At 32.9% G+C, this 22,126-nt stretch carries 20 protein-coding genes and 1 tRNA gene; 14 read left to right on the top strand and 7 right to left on the bottom strand.

Translation table 11 applies throughout. The features are described 5' to 3' along the window. The first annotated feature begins 10 nt into the window (after positions 1–10). From ACZ2G2_RS00800 to ACZ2G2_RS00780, 5 genes are all read left to right on the top strand, one after another. Positions 11–1,114 carry a Glu/Leu/Phe/Val family dehydrogenase gene (locus tag ACZ2G2_RS00800; protein ID WP_470393445.1) on the top strand — a complete coding sequence of 368 codons (1,104 nt, stop codon included), beginning with the start codon at positions 11–13 and terminating at the stop codon, positions 1,112–1,114. 110 nt (positions 1,115–1,224) lie between these two features. Continuing rightward, complete coding sequence (gene nusB, locus ACZ2G2_RS00795; protein WP_232782582.1) at positions 1,225–2,169, top strand: transcription antitermination factor NusB; 945 nt, start codon at positions 1,225–1,227, stop codon at positions 2,167–2,169. 87 nt (positions 2,170–2,256) lie between these two features. Then, positions 2,257–2,754, top strand: coding sequence for a DUF1573 domain-containing protein (locus ACZ2G2_RS00790; RefSeq protein ID WP_090839390.1), 498 nt, complete (start codon positions 2,257–2,259; stop codon positions 2,752–2,754). Then, complete coding sequence (yajC, locus tag ACZ2G2_RS00785; RefSeq protein WP_281847476.1) at positions 2,754–3,050, top strand: preprotein translocase subunit YajC; 297 nt, start codon at positions 2,754–2,756, stop codon at positions 3,048–3,050. The genes ACZ2G2_RS00790 and yajC overlap by 1 nt, the downstream gene beginning before the upstream one ends. 515 nt (positions 3,051–3,565) lie before the next feature. Then, a tRNA-Tyr gene (locus tag ACZ2G2_RS00780) sits at positions 3,566–3,647 on the top strand. A 353-nt stretch (positions 3,648–4,000) separates the two neighbouring features. Here ACZ2G2_RS00780 and ACZ2G2_RS00775 read toward each other — a convergent pair. From ACZ2G2_RS00775 to pepT, 4 genes are all read right to left on the bottom strand, one after another. After that, positions 4,001–4,396, bottom strand: coding sequence for a hypothetical protein (locus tag ACZ2G2_RS00775; protein WP_090839395.1), 396 nt, complete (start codon positions 4,394–4,396; stop codon positions 4,001–4,003). 111 nt (positions 4,397–4,507) lie between these two features. Beyond that, on the bottom strand, positions 4,508–4,879 hold the full coding sequence (locus ACZ2G2_RS00770; protein ID WP_470393442.1) for an SET domain-containing protein-lysine N-methyltransferase: 372 nt from the start codon (positions 4,877–4,879) through the stop codon (positions 4,508–4,510). A gap of 82 nt (positions 4,880–4,961) precedes the next feature. Then, positions 4,962–6,044 carry an L-dopachrome tautomerase-related protein gene (locus ACZ2G2_RS00765; protein WP_470393441.1) on the bottom strand — a complete coding sequence of 361 codons (1,083 nt, stop codon included), beginning with the start codon at positions 6,042–6,044 and terminating at the stop codon, positions 4,962–4,964. A 2-nt stretch (positions 6,045–6,046) separates the two neighbouring features. After that, positions 6,047–7,288 (bottom strand): peptidase T, encoded by a 1,242-nt coding sequence (gene pepT / locus ACZ2G2_RS00760; protein WP_090839400.1) that lies wholly within the window; start codon positions 7,286–7,288, stop codon positions 6,047–6,049. A gap of 151 nt (positions 7,289–7,439) precedes the next feature. On the opposite strand from pepT, the gene ACZ2G2_RS00755 reads away from it, so the two are divergent. After that, positions 7,440–8,471 (top strand): quinone-dependent dihydroorotate dehydrogenase, encoded by a 1,032-nt coding sequence (locus ACZ2G2_RS00755; RefSeq protein ID WP_470393439.1) that lies wholly within the window; start codon positions 7,440–7,442, stop codon positions 8,469–8,471. On the opposite strand, the gene ACZ2G2_RS00750 is transcribed toward ACZ2G2_RS00755, so the two are convergent. Further along, on the bottom strand, positions 8,457–9,386 hold the full coding sequence (locus ACZ2G2_RS00750) for a T9SS type A sorting domain-containing protein (protein WP_470393437.1): 930 nt from the start codon (positions 9,384–9,386) through the stop codon (positions 8,457–8,459). The genes ACZ2G2_RS00755 and ACZ2G2_RS00750 overlap by 15 nt on opposite strands. A 44-nt stretch (positions 9,387–9,430) precedes the next feature. Between ACZ2G2_RS00750 and ACZ2G2_RS00745 the strand changes: the two genes are divergently transcribed. From ACZ2G2_RS00745 to guaB, 7 genes are all read left to right on the top strand, one after another. Continuing rightward, positions 9,431–10,057 (top strand): LysE family translocator, encoded by a 627-nt coding sequence (locus ACZ2G2_RS00745; RefSeq protein ID WP_470393435.1) that lies wholly within the window; start codon positions 9,431–9,433, stop codon positions 10,055–10,057. A gap of 30 nt (positions 10,058–10,087) precedes the next feature. Then, entirely contained in the window at positions 10,088–10,951 is an 864-nt protein-coding gene (locus ACZ2G2_RS00740; RefSeq protein ID WP_090839406.1) for a hydroxymethylglutaryl-CoA lyase, read from the top strand. A gap of 211 nt (positions 10,952–11,162) precedes the next feature. Further along, complete coding sequence (locus ACZ2G2_RS00735) at positions 11,163–12,371, top strand: DUF4856 domain-containing protein (RefSeq protein WP_470393432.1); 1,209 nt, start codon at positions 11,163–11,165, stop codon at positions 12,369–12,371. Between the two features lie 86 nt (positions 12,372–12,457). Then, positions 12,458–13,552, top strand: coding sequence for an imelysin family protein (locus ACZ2G2_RS00730; protein WP_470393431.1), 1,095 nt, complete (start codon positions 12,458–12,460; stop codon positions 13,550–13,552). A 60-nt stretch (positions 13,553–13,612) separates the two neighbouring features. Beyond that, the gene (locus tag ACZ2G2_RS00725) at positions 13,613–14,977 is read left to right on the top strand and encodes an HTTM domain-containing protein (protein ID WP_470393429.1); all 1,365 of its coding nucleotides are present in this window, start codon (positions 13,613–13,615) and stop codon (positions 14,975–14,977) included. Continuing rightward, positions 14,958–17,384: a TonB-dependent receptor domain-containing protein gene (locus ACZ2G2_RS00720; protein WP_470393428.1), complete on the top strand. Its 2,427-nt coding sequence runs from the start codon at positions 14,958–14,960 to the stop codon at positions 17,382–17,384. Before ACZ2G2_RS00725 ends, ACZ2G2_RS00720 begins: the two co-directional genes overlap by 20 nt. 73 nt (positions 17,385–17,457) lie before the next feature. Beyond that, a complete protein-coding gene (gene guaB, locus ACZ2G2_RS00715; protein ID WP_090839414.1) occupies positions 17,458–18,927 on the top strand; it encodes an IMP dehydrogenase in 1,470 nt (489 codons plus the stop codon). 74 nt (positions 18,928–19,001) lie between these two features. Here guaB and ACZ2G2_RS00710 read toward each other — a convergent pair whose 3' ends face one another. Further along, entirely contained in the window at positions 19,002–19,676 is a 675-nt protein-coding gene (locus ACZ2G2_RS00710; RefSeq protein WP_470393426.1) for a TapB family protein, read from the bottom strand. A gap of 315 nt (positions 19,677–19,991) precedes the next feature. Here ACZ2G2_RS00710 and ACZ2G2_RS00705 point away from each other — a divergent pair, with 315 nt between their 5' ends. Beyond that, positions 19,992–21,515, top strand: a complete 1,524-nt coding sequence (locus ACZ2G2_RS00705; RefSeq protein ID WP_470393424.1) for a GH3 family acyl-acid amido synthetase — start codon at positions 19,992–19,994, stop codon at positions 21,513–21,515. Here ACZ2G2_RS00705 and ACZ2G2_RS00700 read toward each other — a convergent pair. Continuing rightward, positions 21,512–22,120 carry a hypothetical protein gene (locus ACZ2G2_RS00700; protein WP_470393422.1) on the bottom strand — a complete coding sequence of 203 codons (609 nt, stop codon included), beginning with the start codon at positions 22,118–22,120 and terminating at the stop codon, positions 21,512–21,514. The genes ACZ2G2_RS00705 and ACZ2G2_RS00700 overlap by 4 nt on opposite strands. Between the last annotated feature and the right edge of the window lie 6 nt (positions 22,121–22,126).

Raw genomic sequence — 22,126 nt, 5'->3', positions numbered from 1 at the left:
TGTTTACTAAATGGTTTCAGAATTAATCAATACCAATCAACTATCAAAAGCAGATCCTGTTTTTGGACAATTATCTTTCGATAATCACGAACAAGTCGTTTTTTGCAACGACAAAGATACAGGATTAAAAGCAATAATTGGAATACATAACACAGTTTTAGGACCTGCATTAGGAGGTACTAGAATGTGGCAATATGCTAATGAGTGGGAAGCACTTAATGATGTATTACGTTTATCTAGAGGGATGACTTTTAAGTCAGCTATTACAGGTTTAAACCTAGGTGGTGGAAAAGCTGTTATTATAGGTGATGCCAAAACACAAAAAACGCCAGAATTAATGAAGCGTTTTGGAGAGTTTGTGCATAGCTTAAGCGGAAGATACATTACTGCAGAAGATGTAGGAATGGAAACTGCAGATATGGATTTAGTTAGAGAAGTAACACCTTATGTTACTGGAATATCTGAAGACAAAGGTGGTGCAGGAAACCCATCTCCAATTACAGCATACGGTGTATTTATGGGAATGAAAGCTGCTGCTAAATATAAGTTTGGAACAGATGTTTTAGAAGATAAAACTGTAATTGTACAAGGGATTGGACATGTTGGTGAGTCTTTAGTAGAGCATTTAACAAACGATGGTGCTAAAGTAATTATTGATGATATTAACGAAGAGCGTCTTGCTGCAATAAGCAAAAAGTACGGGGCTTCAATTTATAAAGGAAGTAATGTATATGTAGAGGATGTAGATATCTACGCACCTTGTGCATTAGGCGCAACAATTAACGATAACACAATTAACTCAATCAGAGCTAAAGTTATTGCTGGAGCAGCAAACAACCAATTAGCAGACGAGATTAAGCATGGTCGTATATTACAAGAAAAAGGAATTGTTTACGCACCAGACTTTTTAATTAATGCTGGAGGAATTATTAATGTTTATGCTGAGTTAGAAAACTACGGTAAACAAGAAATAATGAGAAAGACAGAAAATATTTATAATACGACGTTGGAAATCTTGAATAACGCTGAAACTAATGATGTTACAACACATCAAGCAGCCTTAGATATAGCTTTAGGTAGAATTGAAGCTAGAAAAAAAGAAAATCAGCAATAGATATTACTAAAATAGACTATTTTTGCAGGGCGGAAGTGAAAACTTTCGCCCTTTTTAATTAATATAAAAAAGTATTTCAAACTAATTGAAATCTAAAGTTCTTTGTAAATATGCTAAGTAGAAGACATATCCGTGTTAAAGTAATGCAAGTATTGTACGCATTTAATGGTACAGAAAGTGATGATTTTTCAAAAGATCAAAAATTTTTATTATACAGTATAGATAACATGTATAGCCTTTATTTAATGATTTTGTCATTAATGATAGAGGTTAATAAAAAATCTAAAACCCAATTAGAGACCATTCAAAAGAAGCATTTAGCAACTCCAGAAGAAAAAAATCCCAACAAAAAATTTATAAACAATCAAGTATTACAGCTTATTGCTAATAACGAGGCTTTAAAAATAGCTTTCGCGAATAACAATATTAATAATTGGCAATTAGATAACGAGTATGTAGACGTTATTTATAAAGCAATTATTGCTAGTGACTTGTATAAGGAATACATGCAAACTAAAACCTCTACTTTTAAAGAAGACAGAGATTTTATTGTAGATGTGTTTAAGGATATTATTGCTCCAAACGAAAAACTATACGATTATATCGAAGATAAAAATTTAACGTGGTTAGATGATTTACCAACGGTTAATACTTCAATATTAAAATTGTTACGTAAAATCAAGGAGTCTTCTGACGAGCGTTTTTTAACGCCGCAATTATATAAGGATATCGAAGACAAACAATACGCGATTAACTTGTTTAAAAAAACATTGTTAAATCAAACTAAAATTGGTCAAGAGATTTCTGATAAAACTAAAAATTGGGATACAGAACGTATTGCAAGTTTGGATATGGTATTATTAAAAATGGCCATTTGCGAGCTTAAAGAGTTTCCATCTATACCAACTAAAGTCACAATTAACGAATATTTAGAGATTTCTAAAGAGTACTCTACACCAAAAAGTAGTATTTTTATCAATGGTATTTTAGATAAAATATTAAAAGAGTACCAAGAGGACGGAAAACTAAATAAAATTGGTCGAGGATTGATGTAGTAAAAAAATATTATTATTTTTGACAGACCAAATATTATCTAACGGAAGTCTAAACATTTAGACTTGAACAAATTTAAAATAAGTATTATGAAAAAAGTATTGATTCTATTAAGTGCAGTATGCTTAATCAGCTTAACATCATGTAAGCAAAATGCAGCAGCTAAAATTGACCCAAGCAATGTTACAGCAGCAGCAGAAAGAGACGCTAAATCTAACAAATTACCAGTAATTACTTTTGATAAAAAAGAGCATGACTTTGGTCAGATTGTATCAGGTACTCCTCAAGAAACAGTGTTTTCTTATACTAATACTGGAGAAGCACCTTTAGTAATTACAGATATTAAAAGTACTTGTGGATGTACAGTACCTCAAGATTGGTCAAGACAACCATTAGCAGTTGGAGAGTCTGATAAATTTACAGTTAAATTTAACGGTAAAGGAGCTAACAAAACATCTAAAGTAATTAACATTACTGCTAACACTTCTACAGGTAAAGAATCTGTAAAAATTACAGCATTTATTACTCCAGATCCTAATGCAGCTTCAAAAGGTGCAAATACTAACTTAGGACCGGTTATTCAATAATGGAGAGTCTTAGCGGAATTTTACCAATAGTAGCAATGATTGCTGTTGTGTATTTCTTAATGATTGCACCACAGATGAAACGTGCTAAAAAAGAAAAAGCATTTGCTGCGGAATTAAAACGTGGTGATAAAGTAATTACTAAAAGCGGTATGCACGGTAAAGTTGCAGAGCTTAACGATAAAGACAATAGTTGTGTTATAGAAACTATGTCTGGAAAGCTTAAGTTTGATCGTTCTGCCATTTCTATGGAAATGAGCGCAGCGTTAAACAAACCAGCTGCAGAGTTAAAAAAGTAAACATTACTTTAAAATATATTTAAAAGGCGACCATTTGGTCGCCTTTTTATGTTTAGTGAATTTTGGACTTATGATGCTGTAGTCCTTCTATTTTAATTATAATAAAGGCTGTTTTTTTAAGCCTATCGCTTGTTTTAACCCCTTTTTCTATGCTTCATTTATATAATTGACTACATAGTGTTGTATTTAAGTAGAGGAGGTCTTAAAAGTATAGTCTAACTAATTTGTAGCTTACCAATATTAATTCAATTTTTATCATTTTAGTTCGGGTTATCTTTATTGATTTTGATGTGTTTTTACAAATAGTATACTTTGCTAGCTTTTTTAGTTGGTTTTAGCACAGTTAGGAGTCAGAATTCAGGTGTATTTTACTACTATTATTAGGGTGAATGAAATAAATTAGAAAATAAAAGTGCTGTAACCACTTAATAATCAATCAAACAAAAAACATGTGATAAAAACAGTAGATTTTTGTTTGTTTAAACGTAAAACTTAAATATATTTGTGCCAGCTTAGGGGAGATACTCAAGCGGCCAACGAGGGCAGACTGTAAATCTGCTGACTACGTCTTCGCAGGTTCGAATCCTGCTCTCCCCACAGAAACAGTAAAAGCCTTCTTATTTAAGAAGGCTTTTTTTATGCATTAAATTTAGAGTTTGCTTTTGAGTTTTGTTTAGCTGAATTATAAAAGTGGTGTGATACATTACATCTTTTAATTTTTATTAGAAGCAGAAGCGTATTTATTTTAAATAGAAAAAGCCAAAACAAATCTGTTTTGGCTTTTTTTATTGTAAGCATGGTTTTATCAACGCACGCTAGCTTATGTTTGATGTATTAACGTAATAGTCTAATCTGAATATAATAGTAGCGTAAAGCTAGTAAAAACACACAGTTTTATCTATCTGTTTAGAGATAGAAAGTAAAGGCTAAAAAAAAACTAGAGCTTAGGCCTAGTTTTCAGTTAATACTTTTTTGAAATATTTTAAATCTAATATGTTCATGCTGTTATCAAGGTTTCTGATAAGCGAAATCACATATTTAAGACTTTCAATTTGATCTATTTCTACAGTTTCAACTTCAGCTTCTTCTGTTTCTTCAGTGTCTTCCTCAGTATCAGTATCTTCTTCAAGAGGAGAATCTTCTGGTATAGCTATTAAAAAAGAATCATTCTCTTCAATATGCTCGTAAGTATAACGAAGTACTTTTACAGCAAGAGGCACTTCTTTCTCTATAGCGTAAGTTCTTAATTCTTTAATGTCATCAATCAATGTATCTGAAGTAATACCTGTAGCATCTAGGTTTTTCAGAATACGGTCTATTAGCGTAATTGCTTTTTTATTTTCCAAAGGGCAAAATTATAATATGATTAGTTACTTCGAATTGCAAATTTAATTTTTTTTGTCCTTACGGGAAATCAATTGCAGATGTTTATTTCAATTATTTTTAATGGCTGTAAATCATTGGTGCTTTTTCCAATAGGGTTTACCATAACCACAAAAAATTTCGGATCCAGATTTTATACGTTTAGTTGCTATTATACAAACATTGCCATCATCATCTAATCCAATTTTGGCATTGTTTTTAAAAGGACTATTCGAGGTCCCTTTAGTGTCATTTGCATATTTAGCAAAACAGTCGGTATGCATGCTATCCATTATGCTTCCATCTAATAAATTAATAAAATAACGGTCGTGGTTTTGTTTTGCTCTTTTGTCTGCTTCAAGCGCATCAATTATTTCGCCTTTAAAAAGCGAAATAATCTCATGCTTGTATATGTCTATAACCGTAAATAAACCACTGCCAGCTTCAAGTATTTGCGAGGGGTGCACATAAAGATAATCTTCCTCTAAACCTTCAATGGTATTGTTTTGTGTGGTATCCGTTTTGATAATGATAGTCTTAAATAAGTAATTACTCTGTTATGGCTAATTTATTAACCTGAAATGTCATGGTTGGAATAGGTCCCGTAATGTCGTTAATACGTGAATTGGTATAGTACAAATCACCATTATAAATACTAAAAGTATCAGCCCAACGTACCATATCACCTTTGGCTATAGTTGTTGTTTTACCGTTTAAATCTCTTTTTAAAATGGCATTGTTTTCTAAATCGGCATAGTAAAGATTACCAAATTGGTCAAAAATCATTCCGTCAGGTGCAGCAGTTCTATCTACAACTTCTACAGCAGCTTCTATATCTTCCGTCGTACCATTAATTAAAACAGCTGTTGACACTGCGTATAACGTATATCCGGTTAATGCATGAAAATACAATGTATCATCTATTTGGTTTAAAGCAATACCGTCAGAATGTACGGTGTTTACCCATTGTTTACCATTTATAGTTAAATGATCCGTTTCGGCAATTGTAGAAAAATGATCCGTTAATACACGTTTAAATGTTCCGTTTTTTAAATTCAAAATTAATAAACCTGCGTGTCCCGAATCTGTAAAGTAAGCAACCTTATTTTTACGATCGATACGGACATCATTGATATATGAATCTTTAAAAAACACATCGTTTGGTAACGTGTACGTTTGTGTTAGACTATCATTTTCTAAATTGAAAACAAATAATTTTGGATTAGATAAAACACCTTTAAAAAACGGGTTTCTAGTATCTACTACAAATAATTCGTTTTGAGAAACAACAACAGATTGCACTGCAACAAAAGTAGTATCTGTTAAAGGGGTGTCAGGAGTCCAGCTATTCCAATTTTCATTTGGAAAAGGAATAGATTCGCCATTCACCACTTCTGTAACCGAATGTTTTACTGTCGGTCTCCATCTAGGAAAATTAACAAATACACGTCCCGCTTGACTTACAGAAACACCTGTAACTTGTTGACCAGTAAATTCTGCAACCTTTGTAATAGTTGCTAATTTTTCTGATGTAGTACTTGTTTCTGTTGTTACAGGATTAGTCTGTTTTGTCTCTTTTTTGCAAGCAATACAGCTTATAACCAAAGCCGATAATACTAATAGTTTTTTCATTATTATTTGTTTTTCTCTGCTGTAATTTCACAAATCTTACAAATTACTTCCGTTGCTTTAATCATACTTTCAACAGGAACATACTCATAACGACCATGAAAATTATGTCCTCCAGCAAAGATGTTTGGACAAGGTAAGCCCATATAGCTTAATTGTGATCCATCTGTACCACCACGAATTGCTTTGATAAGCGGTTTGATATTTAATTGCTTCATAGCTTCTTCTGCAATATCAACAATGTGCATTACAGGTTCCACTTTTTCTTTCATATTAAAATATTGATCCTTAATCTCGATAGTTACTACTTCTCTTTCATATTGTGCATTAAGCTCATCAGTTAGCTTTTGCATCATTTCTTTTCTAGCTTCAAAATGACCTAAATCGTGATCTCTAATTATGTATTCTAATACTGTTTCTTCAACTTCTCCAGATATAGAGTACAGGTGGAAAAAACCTTGGTAACCTTCCGTATGTTCCGGTGTTTCTAATCTTGGTAACGAGTTGATAAACTCTGTAGCGATGTACATGGAGTTGACCATTTTTCCTTTAGCATAACCAGGGTGCACAATTTTTCCTTTTACTTTTACAACCGCTCCTGCAGCATTAAAGTTTTCGTATTCTAATTCTCCAATTTGACTACCATCCATTGTGTAAGCCCAATCTGCACCAAATTTTTCAACATCAAATTTATGTGCACCACGACCAATTTCTTCATCAGGTGTAAAACCAACTCTAATTTTTCCGTGTTTGATTTGTGGATTAGCCACAAGATATTCCATTGCCGAAATAATCTCTGTAATTCCAGCCTTGTCATCTGCACCTAAAAGTGTTGTTCCGTCTGTAGTAATTAATGTTTGACCTTTGTATAATAGTAAGTCTTCAAAATAATCTGGAGACAACACAATATTTTCTTCTTTGTTTAAAATAATGTCTTCACCATCGTACTTATCAATAATTTGAGGTTTAACATTAGCACCTGTAAAATCAGGAGTCGTATCAAAATGCGAAATAAACCCAATAGTTGGTACGTCATGAGCAACATTACTAGGTAAAGTTGCCATTATATAAGCATGCTTATCTATAGTGACCTCTTCTAGACCAATAGCTTTTAGCTCTTCTACTAACGCATTGGCTAAATCCCATTGTTTAGCAGTACTTGGTGTAGTGTCACTTGCTGGATCAGACTCAGTATCCACAGTTACGTAACCTACAAATCTTTTAATTATATCTTCTTTTGAAATCATTTTGTTGTGATTTTATACGTTTTGTATTCCTTTGAAAGGTTAAGCTAAATTAAATTATTTAACCGTACGTCAAAGTTACGATTATTAAGTTTTTTAGCTTTTGAATTGCTCAATTTTTTAATTAGAATTACTTTTGTGCAAACCTATTACAATGTACAAATCCCTTTTAAGACCTTTCTTTTTTAGTTTCGATCCTGAAAAGATTCATCATTTCACGTTTTCATTAGTAAAAGTGACGTCTAAGATTCCTGGTATGGCATCGTTATATAGACGTTTATATACTATTGAAGACCCTAAGCTAGAACGTAAGCTTTTCGGTTTAACCTTTAAAAATCCAGTAGGATTAGCAGCCGGTTTTGATAAAAATGCGGTGTTGTATAACGAATTAGCAAACTTTGGTTTCGGTTTTATTGAAATAGGTACTGTGACTCCAAAAGGCCAAGCGGGTAATCCTAAAAAACGTCTCTTTAGATTAAAAGACGACCAAGGGATTATTAATAGAATGGGCTTTAATAACGAAGGTTTAGAACAAGCTATCGTTCAGCTTAAAAAAAATAAAGGAAAACTTATTATCGGTGGTAATATTGGAAAAAACACACAGACTAAACCTGAAGATTATACCAAAGATTATCTAGAGTGTTTTAACGGTTTACATCCCTACGTAGATTATTTTGTACTTAATGTAAGTTGCCCAAATGTGGGGAGTCATGCTAAGTTAAATGATAAGGATTATTTGTTAGAATTAATTGGTACTGTTCAAAAGGCTAATAAGACTTTTGCTAAACAGAAGCCCATCTTACTTAAAATAGCTCCAGATTTAAATGACATACAATTAGACGAAATTATTGAGCTAATTGCCGAGACTAATTTGGATGGTGTGATTGCAAGTAATACGTCTGTAGATCGTTCTAATTTAAAAGCTTCCGCAGAACGTTTAGCAGAAATAGGTAATGGAGGTGTAAGTGGACAACCGGTTAAAGAAAAATCAACAAAGGTTATCAAGTATCTAGCGGATAAAAGCAATAAAGCATTTCCTATTATTGGAGTAGGAGGTATCCACTCGGCACAAGATGCTTTAGACAAGATACATGCAGGTGCTGATTTGGTACAGATTTACACAGGGTTTATTTATGAAGGACCAAGCTTAATAAAAAAGATAAATAAAGCGCTATTGCAAGATTAACTTTTGAGTTTTAGAATGTCCATCTTTAGTGTTTATTTGAACTAGATATATTCCTTTGTTTAAATCGGAAAGATTCAATGTTATACTATTTTCGACAGTATTTATTTTAATAGATTTTACTTCACTACCTAGTATATCATAGACGGTTACCGTATCTATTTCTGATAGAGTATCACCTGATATAAAAATGTTTCCGTCGGATGGATTTGGAAAGAGTTTAACTTCATTGTTTATTTTTTTGTCTTCTAAACTTAGTAAGGTCAACTTATATTCAATAGTTAAAGTTCCAATCTTAATACCATTAAAAGGGTAACCATTAATCATAGAAATATCTGTAGGTGTATTTGGGCTATCAGACGAGTCGTAATTTATACCATCATCTGTTCCTGCATCGTAAGCAAAAACATCTATGACAATAGGAATATCTATACTGTTTAAAGGGATATCTGTAATGTCAAAACTATTAACTGCAATAAACCAATCTGGACTTGGTGCAATCATGGAAACTACAGTCAAATAATTATAAGGGTTACAAACTGTTATTTCAAAAGTAACAGTGCTAGTTGCATTATTTGGACTAAATGCATTTGTGTATAGTTGTTGCGCATCTCCATTGTTTATAGCTGTTTGGACCTCATTAGAAAAGGCTGTATTATCCCCTAATTCAGCAACATCCTTAATGCCCGCTGTAGCAAGTTGTCCAATTTCTAAAAACTGGTTTGGCGTATTATGGTTTACTAGCAGTAAATTAGACCAATGTGCATTAGTGGGTATTGATGAGTGGTCAATCTCATTCCAATTACTTTCAAACGTTACATCATAAATTGAAGCATTTATACCGCTATTTATACAAGAATCTTGTGCGGTTGCGTTTAAAACAAAACTTAAAATTAAAAGAAAGATGGACTTTTTCATATTTTAAATATATATTTATTGCTCAATAAATTTAAGCTATTCTTTTGGATTATAACCTTATTCTGTCTTTTATATTTGCTACTGTAGCCTTGTCCTTTTCTCCAGGTCCAGATAATATTTACGTATTAATGCAAAGTATTACTAACGGTCGTAAATATGGATTAGCCACGGTTTGTGGTTTAATTTCTGGTTGTTTATTGCATACCACGTTAGTTGCGTTTGGTGTGTCGGCAATAATTAAAGAAAGTGATACTTTGTTTTTTGCAATCAAAGCTTTAGGTGCTTTGTACTTATTATATTTAGCTTATAAAGTCTATAAAAGCGATGCTAAAGTCTCATTAGGTAGTGCGGCTGTCCCTAAAAAAAGCTTAGGACAATTATATAAGCAAGGGGTGATCATGAATGTTTTAAATCCTAAAGTCTCTATTTTCTTTCTGGCTTTTTTCCCAGCTTATTTATATAGTGATACCATAAGCACGGTGACACAGTTTTATGTTTTGGGATTGATTTTTATGGCGACTTCATTTATTGTATTTGCATTAATCGCAATTTTAGCCGGTTTTATTTCTGATTATTTAAAACAAAGTAAAAATATTGGGTTGGTTTTAAAGTGGTTACAGATTGTAGTCTTTATTGGGATTGCTATTTTTATATTCCTTTCAGAAAAATAACCTACTTTTATACAAGAATTTAAATCACAAATGTCAAACCAGGTTAAAGTTATAGAATGTCCAAGAGATGCCATGCAAGGCATTAAACAGTTTATACCTACAGCACAAAAAATACAATATATCCAATCTATACTTCGTGTGGGGTTTGATACTATTGACTTTGGTAGCTTTGTATCGCCTAAAGCTATTCCGCAAATGGTGGATACAGCAGAGGTTTTGTCAAAATTGGATTTAAGTCAAACTACTAGTAAATTATTATCTATTGTAGCAAATTCTCGTGGCGCAGCAGAAGCTTGTAAACATCCCGAAATTGACTATTTAGGCTATCCATTTTCTATCTCAGAAAATTTTCAAATGCGTAATACGCATAAAACTATAGCACAGTCTATAGTATTACTTCAAGATATTTTAAACCAAGCAGATGCAGCTAATAAAGAGGTTGTTGTCTATATATCTATGGGCTTTGGTAATCCTTACGGGGATCCTTGGAATGTTGATATTGTTGGAGAGTGGACTGAGCGTTTAAGCAAAATGGGTGTTAAAATCTTATCTTTAAGTGATACCGTTGGGACTTCTAATCCAGAAAATATAAAGTATTTATTTTCTAATTTAATACCCCATTACAAAGACATCGAGTTTGGAGCACACCTGCATACAACACCAGATACGTGGTTTGAAAAAGTAGATGCAGCATATTTGGCAGGTTGTAAACGTTTTGATGGTGCAATCCAAGGTTTTGGAGGGTGTCCTATGGCAAAAGACGATCTTACAGGTAATATGCCAACAGAGAAAGTATTATCTTATTTAACAGCTAAAAAGGTTAATAATTTAAATGCAATGTCTTTTGAAAGTGCTTATAATGAAGCCTCTAAGATCTTCAAAGCTTACCATTAATTTTTCTTTTATTGTTTCTTTCAATTAAATTGAAAGAATTTTAACGTTACTTAACTTGTAGTCAGTCAATGTGTTAAGTAACTTTTGTGTTTTTTATTTAAATTTAGTCTAAATAAACTTGCGTAAATTAGTTTTGGTTTTTAAATTTGCATCAAAATTACAAACCTATTTGTAATTAGTCTAAATAACAATAAGAACAAAAATACAAAACATGAAAAAATTTGCATTCGGATTAGCAGCATTAGCCACATTAGCTTTAACCTCTTGCTCAAGTGATGATGATGGTGGAAGTACAGTAATAGTAGATAGCGTTACAGCTCCAGATACTTATGTATTTGAAAGAGACGCAGCAAGTACTGTTAGTTTTGGAGGACAAACAACACGTATACAAATGGCTCAAGAAATTGTGTCTGGTTTAGTTAATACTAATAATACAGAATTAGTTTTAGATAATATGTTTGCACATGTAGCTGATGCTAACGATTTTACTGATTCAGATCTTAATGCTTCAGATAAAAGCGTTAGAAGTAAAGTAGCAGCATCAACAGATTATTTTGCAGCTAATACAACAGATGCAAATACAATCAAATCAACAATGGATGGTTATATCCAATCTCAGGTAAATGATGTATTTCCAAATTGGGCAACAACTGCAACATCAGGTGTAGCAGGTCAAATACAACAAGCAGGTGGTGGATCTATCCGTTACGTTAACGCAAAAGGTTTAGAGTATAACCAAGCATTTGCTAAAAGTTTAATTGGCGCTTTAATGGTAGATCAAATTTTAAACAACTATTTAAGTACAGCAGTTTTAGATGCAGGAGATAATGTTGCAAATAACGATGCTGATGTTTTAGATGGTACAAATAGTTATACAACAATGGAACACAAGTGGGATGAAGCTTATGGTTATTTATATGGTAACGAAGACAACCCAGCTGTACCAGTATACGAAGCAGATAAGTTTTTAAGCGAGTATGTTGCTAAAGTAGACGGAGATTCAGATTTTTCTGGAATTGCAATGGATATTTACAACGCATTTAAATTAGGTCGTGCTGCAATTGTTGCTAAAAACTATGACGTACGTGATGCACAAGCTGAAATTATTAAAGCTAAAATTTCTGAAGTAATTGCAGTAAGAGGTATCTACTACTTACAACAAGGTAAAGCTAATTTAGGTACAGATATGGCATCAGCTTTTCATGCTTTATCAGAAGCTTATGGGTTTATCTATAGCTTACAGTTTACAAGAAAGCCAGGTACAACACAACCTTACTTAACAAAAACAGAAGTAGAAGCACTTACAAGTCAGTTAATGACAGGAAATGGTTTCTGGGATGTTACACCAGCAACATTAGATGCTATTTCTGATACAATTTCTGCAGAGTTTGACTTTACAACAGCTCAAGCAGGAAGTTAATAATTAACATATATTTAAATAGAAGACGTTGTGCATTAAACGTCTTCTATTGTTATTTTTGCACATTGAAAAGAAAATTGATAATTATGAAAAAGTTAGTTTACATTTTTACATTAATGTTAGTCGTAGTGGCTTGTACAGAATCTGATGATACAGGTAGTGGTACAAGTAACTCTGATGACTATAATAGGGTTGCAATGCAAACCAATTTAGCAGATAATATAATTATTCCAAGACTTCAAGACTTAAAATCAAGTTTAGAAACCTTGACTACTGTTGGTACTTCTTTTACAGCTGCACCAGATCAGACTAGTTTAGATAATTTAAGAGCTGCTTTTGTTAGTGCTTATAAAGATTGGCAATTAGTGGAGCCTTTTAATATCGGTCAAGCCGAAGTTATGCTTTACGGTTTTCAAATGAATGTGTATCCAACAACAACTGAAGATATTGAAGCAAATATTGCTAATGGTACTTATGATTTGTCAGCGGTTGGAAATAATGATGCAGTAGGTTTTCCTGCGGTAGATTATATGTTACATGGTATAGCTGCTACAGATGCAGATATCTTAATTAAGTATGCGGATGCAAATTACAAAACATACTTAACAGATTTAATTGCACAAATGAATAGTTTAACACAAACCGTGTTATCTGATTGGACTGGTAATTATAGAGATGTATTTGTTAACAGTACAGAAAACACTGTGTCAAGTGCCGTAAATAAGTTTATTAATGACTATATTTTCTATTTTGAAAAAGGGTTACGTGCTAATAAATTTGGTATCCCTGCAGGTGTATTTTCTTCAGGCCCTTTAGCGGATAAAGCAGAAGCTATTTATAACGGAACCATCTCTAGAGATTTAGCAATTATTGCGCTAGATAATGTTCAGAATATCTTTAATGGTCAGGCAACAAATGCGTCTGCAACAGGAGAAGGTTTTTATAAATACCTAGTAGCTTTAGACAGAACAGATTTAGCAACATTAATTAATACAAGAATTGATGATGCTAGACAAAAAATACAAGTTTTAAATGCGGATTTAAAAACGCAAGTAGAAACTGACAATACAAAAATGACTGAAGCTTACGATGCGTTACAACTAGTAGTTGTGTCTTTTAAAGTAGACATGTTACAAGCGTTTAATGTAAGTGTGGATTACGTAGATGCAGACGGAGATTAATATTAAATAACACTAATTTATTAAAGGTTGATTTAAAAGAGTCAACCTTTTTTTTGTATTATGGATTTTAGCTTAAAAACATATCTTAACAAAACTACGGATGCAGCACCTTTAGCTGTGTTCAGGATTGGATTTGGAATAATGATGTGTTATGGTATGATCCGTTATTGGTTAAAAGGATGGATTGAAACGGTATATATCCAACCAAAATTTCATTTTAAATATTACGGTTTTGAATGGGTTAATACCTTAGGTAATTACACTTATTTATTATTTTTAATTTGTGGTGTGTCTGCATTATTTGTAGCTATAGGTTTTAAATACAGACTAGCCATAATTACCTTTTTTATTAGCTTTACTTATATAGAGTTAATGGATAAAACCACCTATTTAAATCATTATTATTTTATAAGCATTCTTAGCTTTTTAATGATTTTTTTACCAGCTAACAAATACTTTTCTATAGATACTTATCGCTCTAAAGTAAGTTATAATACCATCCCTAAATGGACTATTGATGGTATTAAACTACTACTAGGTATTGTTTACTTTTATGCAGGATTGGCAAAAATAAATAGTGATTGGTTATTAAAAGCACAACCTTTAAAAATATGGTTACGCTCTAAATACGATTTGCCACTTATTGGCGAGACTATTATGCAACAAGATTGGTTTCATTATGCTATGAGCTGGTCCGGAATGTTATATGATTTACTAATTCCGTTTTTCTTACTGTACAAACGCACACGATTTGTAGCCTTTATAATGGTTATTTTCTTTCATGTGTTTACCCGTATTTTGTTTCCTATCGGTATGTTTCCGTTTGTTATGATTGTAAGTGCATTAATCTTCTTTGATGCCCCGTTTCATCATAAAATTATAAACAAATTCAAGTCGCTAACCGGCTTTATTTCCGCGAAAGCGAAACCCATAAACTACAAATCCACTTATAAAGTAAGGTTTAGTAAAGTAATACTACCAATACTAGGTGTGTTTTTTGTGCTTCAATTAGTATTACCGTTTAGATATCTATTATATCCAGGGGAGTTGTTTTGGACAGAAGAAGGCTACCGCTTATCATGGCGTGTGATGTTGATGGAGAAAATGGGAAACACAACGTTTAAGATTAAGGATGAAGAAGGACATATGTTTTTAGTAAATAACGCAGACTTTTTAACCCCATTACAGGAAAAACAAATGAGTTTTCAACCTGATTTTATATTAGAATATGCACATTATTTAGGAGACCATTTTACAAAGCAAGGACATAAAGGTGTGCAAGTGTATACTAAAAGTTATGTGGCTTTAAATGGTCGATTAAGTCAATTATTTATTGATGAAAGCGTAAATTTGTACCAAGAAAAAGAATCGTTTAAACATAAACACTGGATTTTACCATTTACAGATGAAATTAAAGGACTATAATCTATTACTATTATTGATGTTATCTGCTTTTAGCATGTTAGCACAACAGCAAATTTCTGGAACGATTACTAATCTTCAGGGCAGTGCGCTGGAAGATGTTGGGGTGTACGATAAAACATCTGGCTTATTAACTAAGTCTGATGCTAACGGTTTTTTTACTTTTGAAACAGAAAAGGAGACTTTAGAGTTAACCTTTTTTGATTACGAATATCAAGTGTTTGAACAAACAGTACTGTCTACCAATGCTAAAAGTTTAAAAATAAAATTAGCGCCTTTAGCAGAAACAACGTTGTCTGAGGTCGAAATTACATTAAGAAAGGCAAAACTGTTTAGTTTAAAACAACTGAATGATGTGGAAGAAACAGCTATTTACGCAGGTAAAAAAACGGAGGTTGTTTTAATAGATCAGTCTATGGCTAACCTTGGGGCAAATAATGCTAGACAATTATATAGTCAAGTAGCTGGATTAAACATTTACCAAAATGATGATGCTGGTTTACAATTAAATATTGGAGGTCGTGGATTAGATCCAAACAGAACAGCTAACTTTAATACGCGTCAAAATGGGTACGATATTAGTGCAGATGTTTTAGGGTATCCAGAGAGTTACTACACACCAACAGCAGAGGCGTTACAAGAAATACAAATAGTTAGAGGTGCCGCATCGTTACAGTACGGAACACAATTTGGTGGTTTGGTTAATTTTAAAATGAAAACGCCAAATAAAGAAAAACCTTTAGAGCTAATTACTAGAAATACCATTGGAAGTAATGGGTTGTACACCAACTTTACTAGCGCTAGTGGTACTAAAGGCAAATTTAGTTATTACACGTTTTTTAACTATAAAAAAGGCGATGGATTTAGAGATAACTCTAATTTCGAGTCTAAAAATTTTTATGCGCATTTAGGGTATCAGTTTAATGATAAAACAAAGCTAGAAGGAGAGGTGACGTACTTAAGGTATTTAGCTAAGCAAGGTGGTGGTTTATCGGATGCTGCTTTTAAGGAAGATCCATACCAAAGTAACAGAGCACGTAACTGGTTTCAGGTAGATTGGTTATTGTATAATTTAAAATTGTCTCATAAATTTTCTGAAAACACAAACTTTACATTTAATGCCTTTGGATTAAATGCGTCTAGAGATGCTTTAGGGTTTAGAACTAACCGTGTGGATCAAGCAGATGATAACGGTGTTAGAGATTTAATTAAGGGACAGTTTGATAATTTTGGTTTTGAAACTAGAGTTTTGACTAACTATAATTTGTTTAATAAAAAAGCAATTGGTCTTTTGGGGGCTAAGTTTTATAAGTCAGAGAACACAGCAGAACAAGGTCCAGGAAGTGATGGTATTGATCCAAATTTTGATTTTCAGTATGATACCTTTCCTAACTATTCTAACCAATCGGATTTTACTTACCCCAATTTAAACGTTGCCATTTTTGGAGAAAACATAGTGTATTTAAATCATGAGGTATCTATAACTCCTGGTTTTAGATTTGAATATATTAACACACAAAGTGATGGTTATTTTAGACGTATAAATACAGATGCTGCTGGAAATGTTATTTTAAATGAAAAAATTGAGGATGACTTAACAAGAGAACGTTCTTTTGTGCTATTAGGTTTAGGTGCAAGTTATAAGCCAAGCACATCTTTTGAGTTATACGGAAACGTGTCTCAAAACTACAGATCAGTAACATTTACAGATATTAGTATTACCAATCCTGCATTTGTAATTAGTCCTGATATTGATGACGAAAGTGGTTTTACTGTAGATGCCGGAGTAAGAGGGCGTGTGTCTAACAAAATATCTTATGATGTTAGTGCGTTTAGTTTATTTTATAACGACCGTATTGGGTTTATACAACGTGGTTTTGCTGATGGAAGTGTTAAGAGCGAAAGAGGTAATGTAGGTGATGCTATGATGTATGGTGTGGAGAGTTTAGTCGAATTTAATTTAGAAAATCTATTACTTAACAATGAAGACTATATTTTTAACTATTATGTTAATATGTCTTTTGTAGACTCTGAGTATACTAAATCTGATGAAAACGGAGTAGAAGGTAATAAGGTAGAATTTATACCTAACTATAATTTTAAAACAGGGATTCGTTTAGGATATAAAGACTTTTTATCTAACATACAATACACATATTTATCGTCTCAATTTACAGATGCTACAAACTCGACAGAAGGAAACTTAAGTGGTGTTACAGGAGAGATTCCCGCATATGATGTTTTAGATGTATCGTTTTCTTACAAGTACAAGCAGTTTAAGTTAGAAGCCGGAGTAAATAACCTTTTAGATAACGCGTATTTTACAAGACGCGCTACAGGATATCCTGGTCCAGGAATTATTCCATCGGCTAACAGAAACTTTTATACAACGTTAGAGATTAAATTTTAACTAACTATACGTTAATTATGCTTTTTGATTAATATTTAAAACGTATCTTTACTCGCAATTAATTCTAATTGCAATGACAGCACACGAAAATAAAATAGTAGGCGAAGGATTAACTTACGACGACGTCCTTTTAGTACCTGCTTTTTCTGAAGTTCTTCCTCGCGAAGTCAACATTCAATCAAAACTTACACGCAACATTACTATCAACGTTCCAATAGTTTCCGCAGCTATGGATACTGTTACAGAAAGTCAAATGGCAATTGCTATGGCTAGAGAAGGTGGTATAGGTGTATTACATAAAAACATGACTATAGAGCAGCAAGCTACTAAAGTGCGTAAAGTAAAACGTGCAGAAAGTGGTATGATCATAGATCCTGTAACGTTACCAATGACTGCAGTAGTTGCAGATGCTAATAACGCAATGCGAGAGCATGGTATTGGAGGTATCCCGATAGTAGACGATAACGGACTGCTAAAAGGAATTGTAACAAATCGTGACTTACGTTTCGAACATGAAAAAAACAGACCAATTGTTGAGGTAATGACTAGCGAGAATCTAGTTACTGCTCCAGTTGGAACGTCTTTAAAAGATGCCGAAAAAATATTACAACAACATAAAATTGAAAAGCTTTTAATTGTTGAAGGCGATAAATTAGAAGGTTTAATAACCTTTAGAGATATTACTAAACTAACGCAAAAGCCAATAGCAAATAAAGATACTTTTGGACGTTTACGTGTTGCAGCAGCAATAGGTGTTACAGGAGACGCAGTAGCGCGTGCCGAAGCATTAGTAAATGCAGGTGTTGATGCCATAGTAATTGATACAGCGCATGGACATACTAAAGGTGTGGTAAATGTGTTAAAAGAAATCAAGAAAAAATTCCCACAATTAGACGTCATTGTTGGTAACATAGCAACAGGAGCAGCAGCTAAGTATTTAGTTGAAGCAGGAGCAGATGCAGTAAAAGTTGGTATTGGACCAGGTTCTATATGTACAACTCGTGTAGTTGCAGGTGTTGGTTTTCCTCAATTTAGTGCAGTGCTAGAAGTCGCAGCAGCAATTAAAGGAAGTGGTGTACCAGTAATAGCAGATGGTGGAATTAGATATACAGGGGATATTCCTAAAGCATTAGCAGCAGGAGCAGACACAGTTATGTTAGGGTCTCTGTTAGCAGGAACAAAAGAAAGTCCTGGTGAAACTATTATATACGAAGGGCGTAAGTTTAAATCGTATAGAGGTATGGGATCAGTAGAAGCTATGAAGCAAGGTAGTAAAGACCGTTACTTCCAAGATGTAGAAGACGACATTAAAAAACTAGTGCCAGAAGGTATTGTTGGACGTGTACCTTACAAAGGAGAACTATATGAAAGCTTACACCAATTTATAGGAGGTTTAAGAGCAGGTATGGGATATTGTGGAGCAAAAGACGTTGCCACTTTACAAGAGACAGGACGCTTTGTTAAAATTACCGCTTCAGGTATTAACGAGAGTCACCCTCATGATGTTACTATTACTAAAGAATCGCCTAACTATTCTAGATAGGTCTTAGGTTTATATAATATAAAAAAAGCACAACCATTGGTTGTGCTTTTTTGGTTTGAACTAAAATCAAACTCTTAATTATTAGTGATTTTTGTTAATTCTCTAGACGATCGTAGTTTTCCTTTTTTGCTATAGTTTTCACTTTTAACAATTCCAATACCTTTAACGTACCATTCTATTCCAGAACCTCTAAATTTTATAATTCCCATTTGAAAAACATAATCAAAGGATACTTTGTAACCATCAAATGTCCCTGCTTTAATCGTTAGAGAATCTTTTGCTAAAATCTTTCGGTTAAGTACTGACATGGTTGCAATGGAAGCCGAATTGTCTTCATCTCCAATAGCTAAATCAATGTTTCCATCTTTTAAAACAGTACCAACTTCCATATTATCCGGAAACTCTAAGAAGTCTCCTGTAGCTTTGATCTTAAAAGCACTATTGTTATCCTTACTTTGAAGTGCTGTATAATTAGACATGTCAACATAAAAATCACCATTAATACATTTTAAAATGTAGTCCTTAGCTTCTTTGTCTTCTACAGATTTGATGTATATAGTTAGATTACCATCTTCGTTTGCTACAGACTCTATAGAATGGCTTTCAACAGATAATTCCTTACCTTTTTTATTATAGTTAGTATATTCTAATGTCATACCTTCTTTATAAGGAGAGGTTTCTTCACACGTTTGTGAAAAGCCATGCTGAGTAAATATTAAAAGTAAAAACAAACTTAGTATTTTAGTCATGATTTTGATATTAAGTGGAACTGTGATTTTATAACGACTTATTGTATTGTTATAGTAACCAAAGTTAATAGGTTTATCTTGAAAATTCAAATGTAAATTATTGATTTTTAGTTTGTTTGATTAAATATTTTGTAAAGTAGAGGTGGTTTTAGATCTCTTAATAAAAAAAGAACCCTCAATTACGTTAGTGTTAATGTTACTATAACGCAATATGTAAAGTATATTATTCTTACTATTTTAATGCTATCAAATTAGTAAAGAGATAAACTCTATGGTAATTTAAATAGTAAATTAATATTAGCAATCGTATTTAGCATGGAAATTATAGGAAACATTATCAAAGGAGCCATTACAATAAAGGAAGCATTAACACCAGACGTTAATCCTATAGAGGCACAAGAGCATGTATTACAACATTTACTATCTACAGCTAAAGACACCTTATTTGGTAAACAGTATAATTTTGAGGCTATCAGTAATGCACAAGATTCTAAAGTGGCATTTGCGAATAGTATTCCCTATTTCGATTATAATCAAATTAATGACAAATGGTGGTCTAAATTACATGAGGGATTAGCGGATGTAACTTGGCCTGGTAATCCATCTTATTTTGCTTTAAGTTCTGGTACAACAGGAAAGACTAGCAAACGTATTCCGGTTACAGATGCTATGTTATCTGCAATTAAACAGGCAGGAATTGACCAAGTAACAGCACTTAGTAATTTTGATTTGCCTGCCGAGTTTTTTAGTAAAGAAGCTATGATGTTGGGTAGCTCTACAGATTTAACCGAAAAAGAGGACCATTTAGAAGGAGAGATTAGTGGTATTACAGCTAGCAATATTCCGTCATGGTTTAAAGGCTTTTATAAACCGGGCGAAGATATAGCCAAAATAGACGATTGGGATAAACGTGTGGCAACAATAGCTAAGCGTGCAAAACAATGGGATATTGGCGCTTTAAGCGGAATTCCATCATGGATGGAACTGATGTTAAAAACAGTTATTGATTACCATGAGGTAGATACTATTCACGATATATGGCCAAACCTTCAAGTATATACTTCTGGTGGTGTTGCTTTTGGACCTTATAAAAAAAGTTTTAATGCTTTATTAGGAAAGCCTGTAACGGTTATTGATACCTATTTAGCTTCAGAAGGATTTTTAGCATTTCAAGCTAGACCAGAAACAGAGGCGATGCAGTTGGTTACAGATGGTGGTATTTATTTTGAATTTGTGCCTTTTAAACCTGAATACATTAATCCGGATGGGTCATTAAAAAATGAAGCTCCAAGCGTCACTTTAAAGGACGTCCAATTAGATCAGGACTACGTAGTCATTATTAGTACCGTAAGTGGTGCTTGGCGTTATTTGATTGGAGATACTATAGAATTTACTGATGTAGAACGTGCGGAAATCAAAATTACTGGTCGTACTAAATTCTTTTTAAATACGGTGGGCTCTCAGTTGTCCGTAAATAAATTAGATGATGCTATCAGACATTTGGAAGAAACATTTAATACTACAATCCCAGAATATACTTTATGTGCTAAACGTTTTGAGGATGGCTTTTACCATAGTTGGTATTTGGGCTCCGAAGGTTTAAAAGAAGATACTTTGACTATTGTAGCTACATTGGACAAATTTTTAAAAGATGCTAATAAAAATTACAGAGTTGCTAGAGGAAAAGCGTTAGAAGGCGTAAAAGTTAAGGTAATAGATCCTCATGTTTTTGCAGAGTGGAGTGGTACTAACAAGAAAAAAGGAGGACAGGTTAAAATGGAACGTGTTATGGGAGAAGATAAGTTTAAAGAATGGGAAGCATTTACTAGTAAACACTAAGACTTAGATAGGTTAGCATCTCTTTGATTTATAATTTCCATAATTTCTTCTGGAGACAAATAGTATTTTTTGATTCTTGCAATATAGGATTGATCAATATTTGCTTGACTTAGTATAAAATCTTTAGTTTTTAAAATGTAGTCTTCCATTCCTGATTGGACAGCATAAGTATCAGCAGACCGTTCGGCAGCTGCAATATGGTTGTCTGATAGTAGATACTTAACACCAAACCACATTAGGTTTAGGTTGCTTCGGTTTTTGTAATCCATAACGTGACCTAACTCGTGACCAATCCAGCCAATAAGTACGTCCTTTGGCATGTCTTTAGTATAATACACTTCGCCAGAAATTTTTACAGTTTCGCTTATAAAAATATTATACGATCGTTTTCCTTTCCGTTTCAAAAAACTGCTAGCAGTTGGTTGTGCTTGCATAGTCGATTTTTTTATATTCTTTTTGAATTCAAAATTAATTGCAGTGTCTTTTAATTCAGGGTAATAAGATAAAGCAGTTTCTACTTCATCTTTAATAGATTCGGGAATTGTAGATTGTGGATATAGTACGTTTACCATTAGTATTAATACAGTTAGTTTAATTAACATCATGTATTT

Source organism: Olleya sp. KKT75 (genome assembly GCF_055635485.1).
The sequence above is the reverse complement of the archived record's forward strand: the minus strand, read 5'-3'. Positions and strand labels throughout refer to the sequence as shown.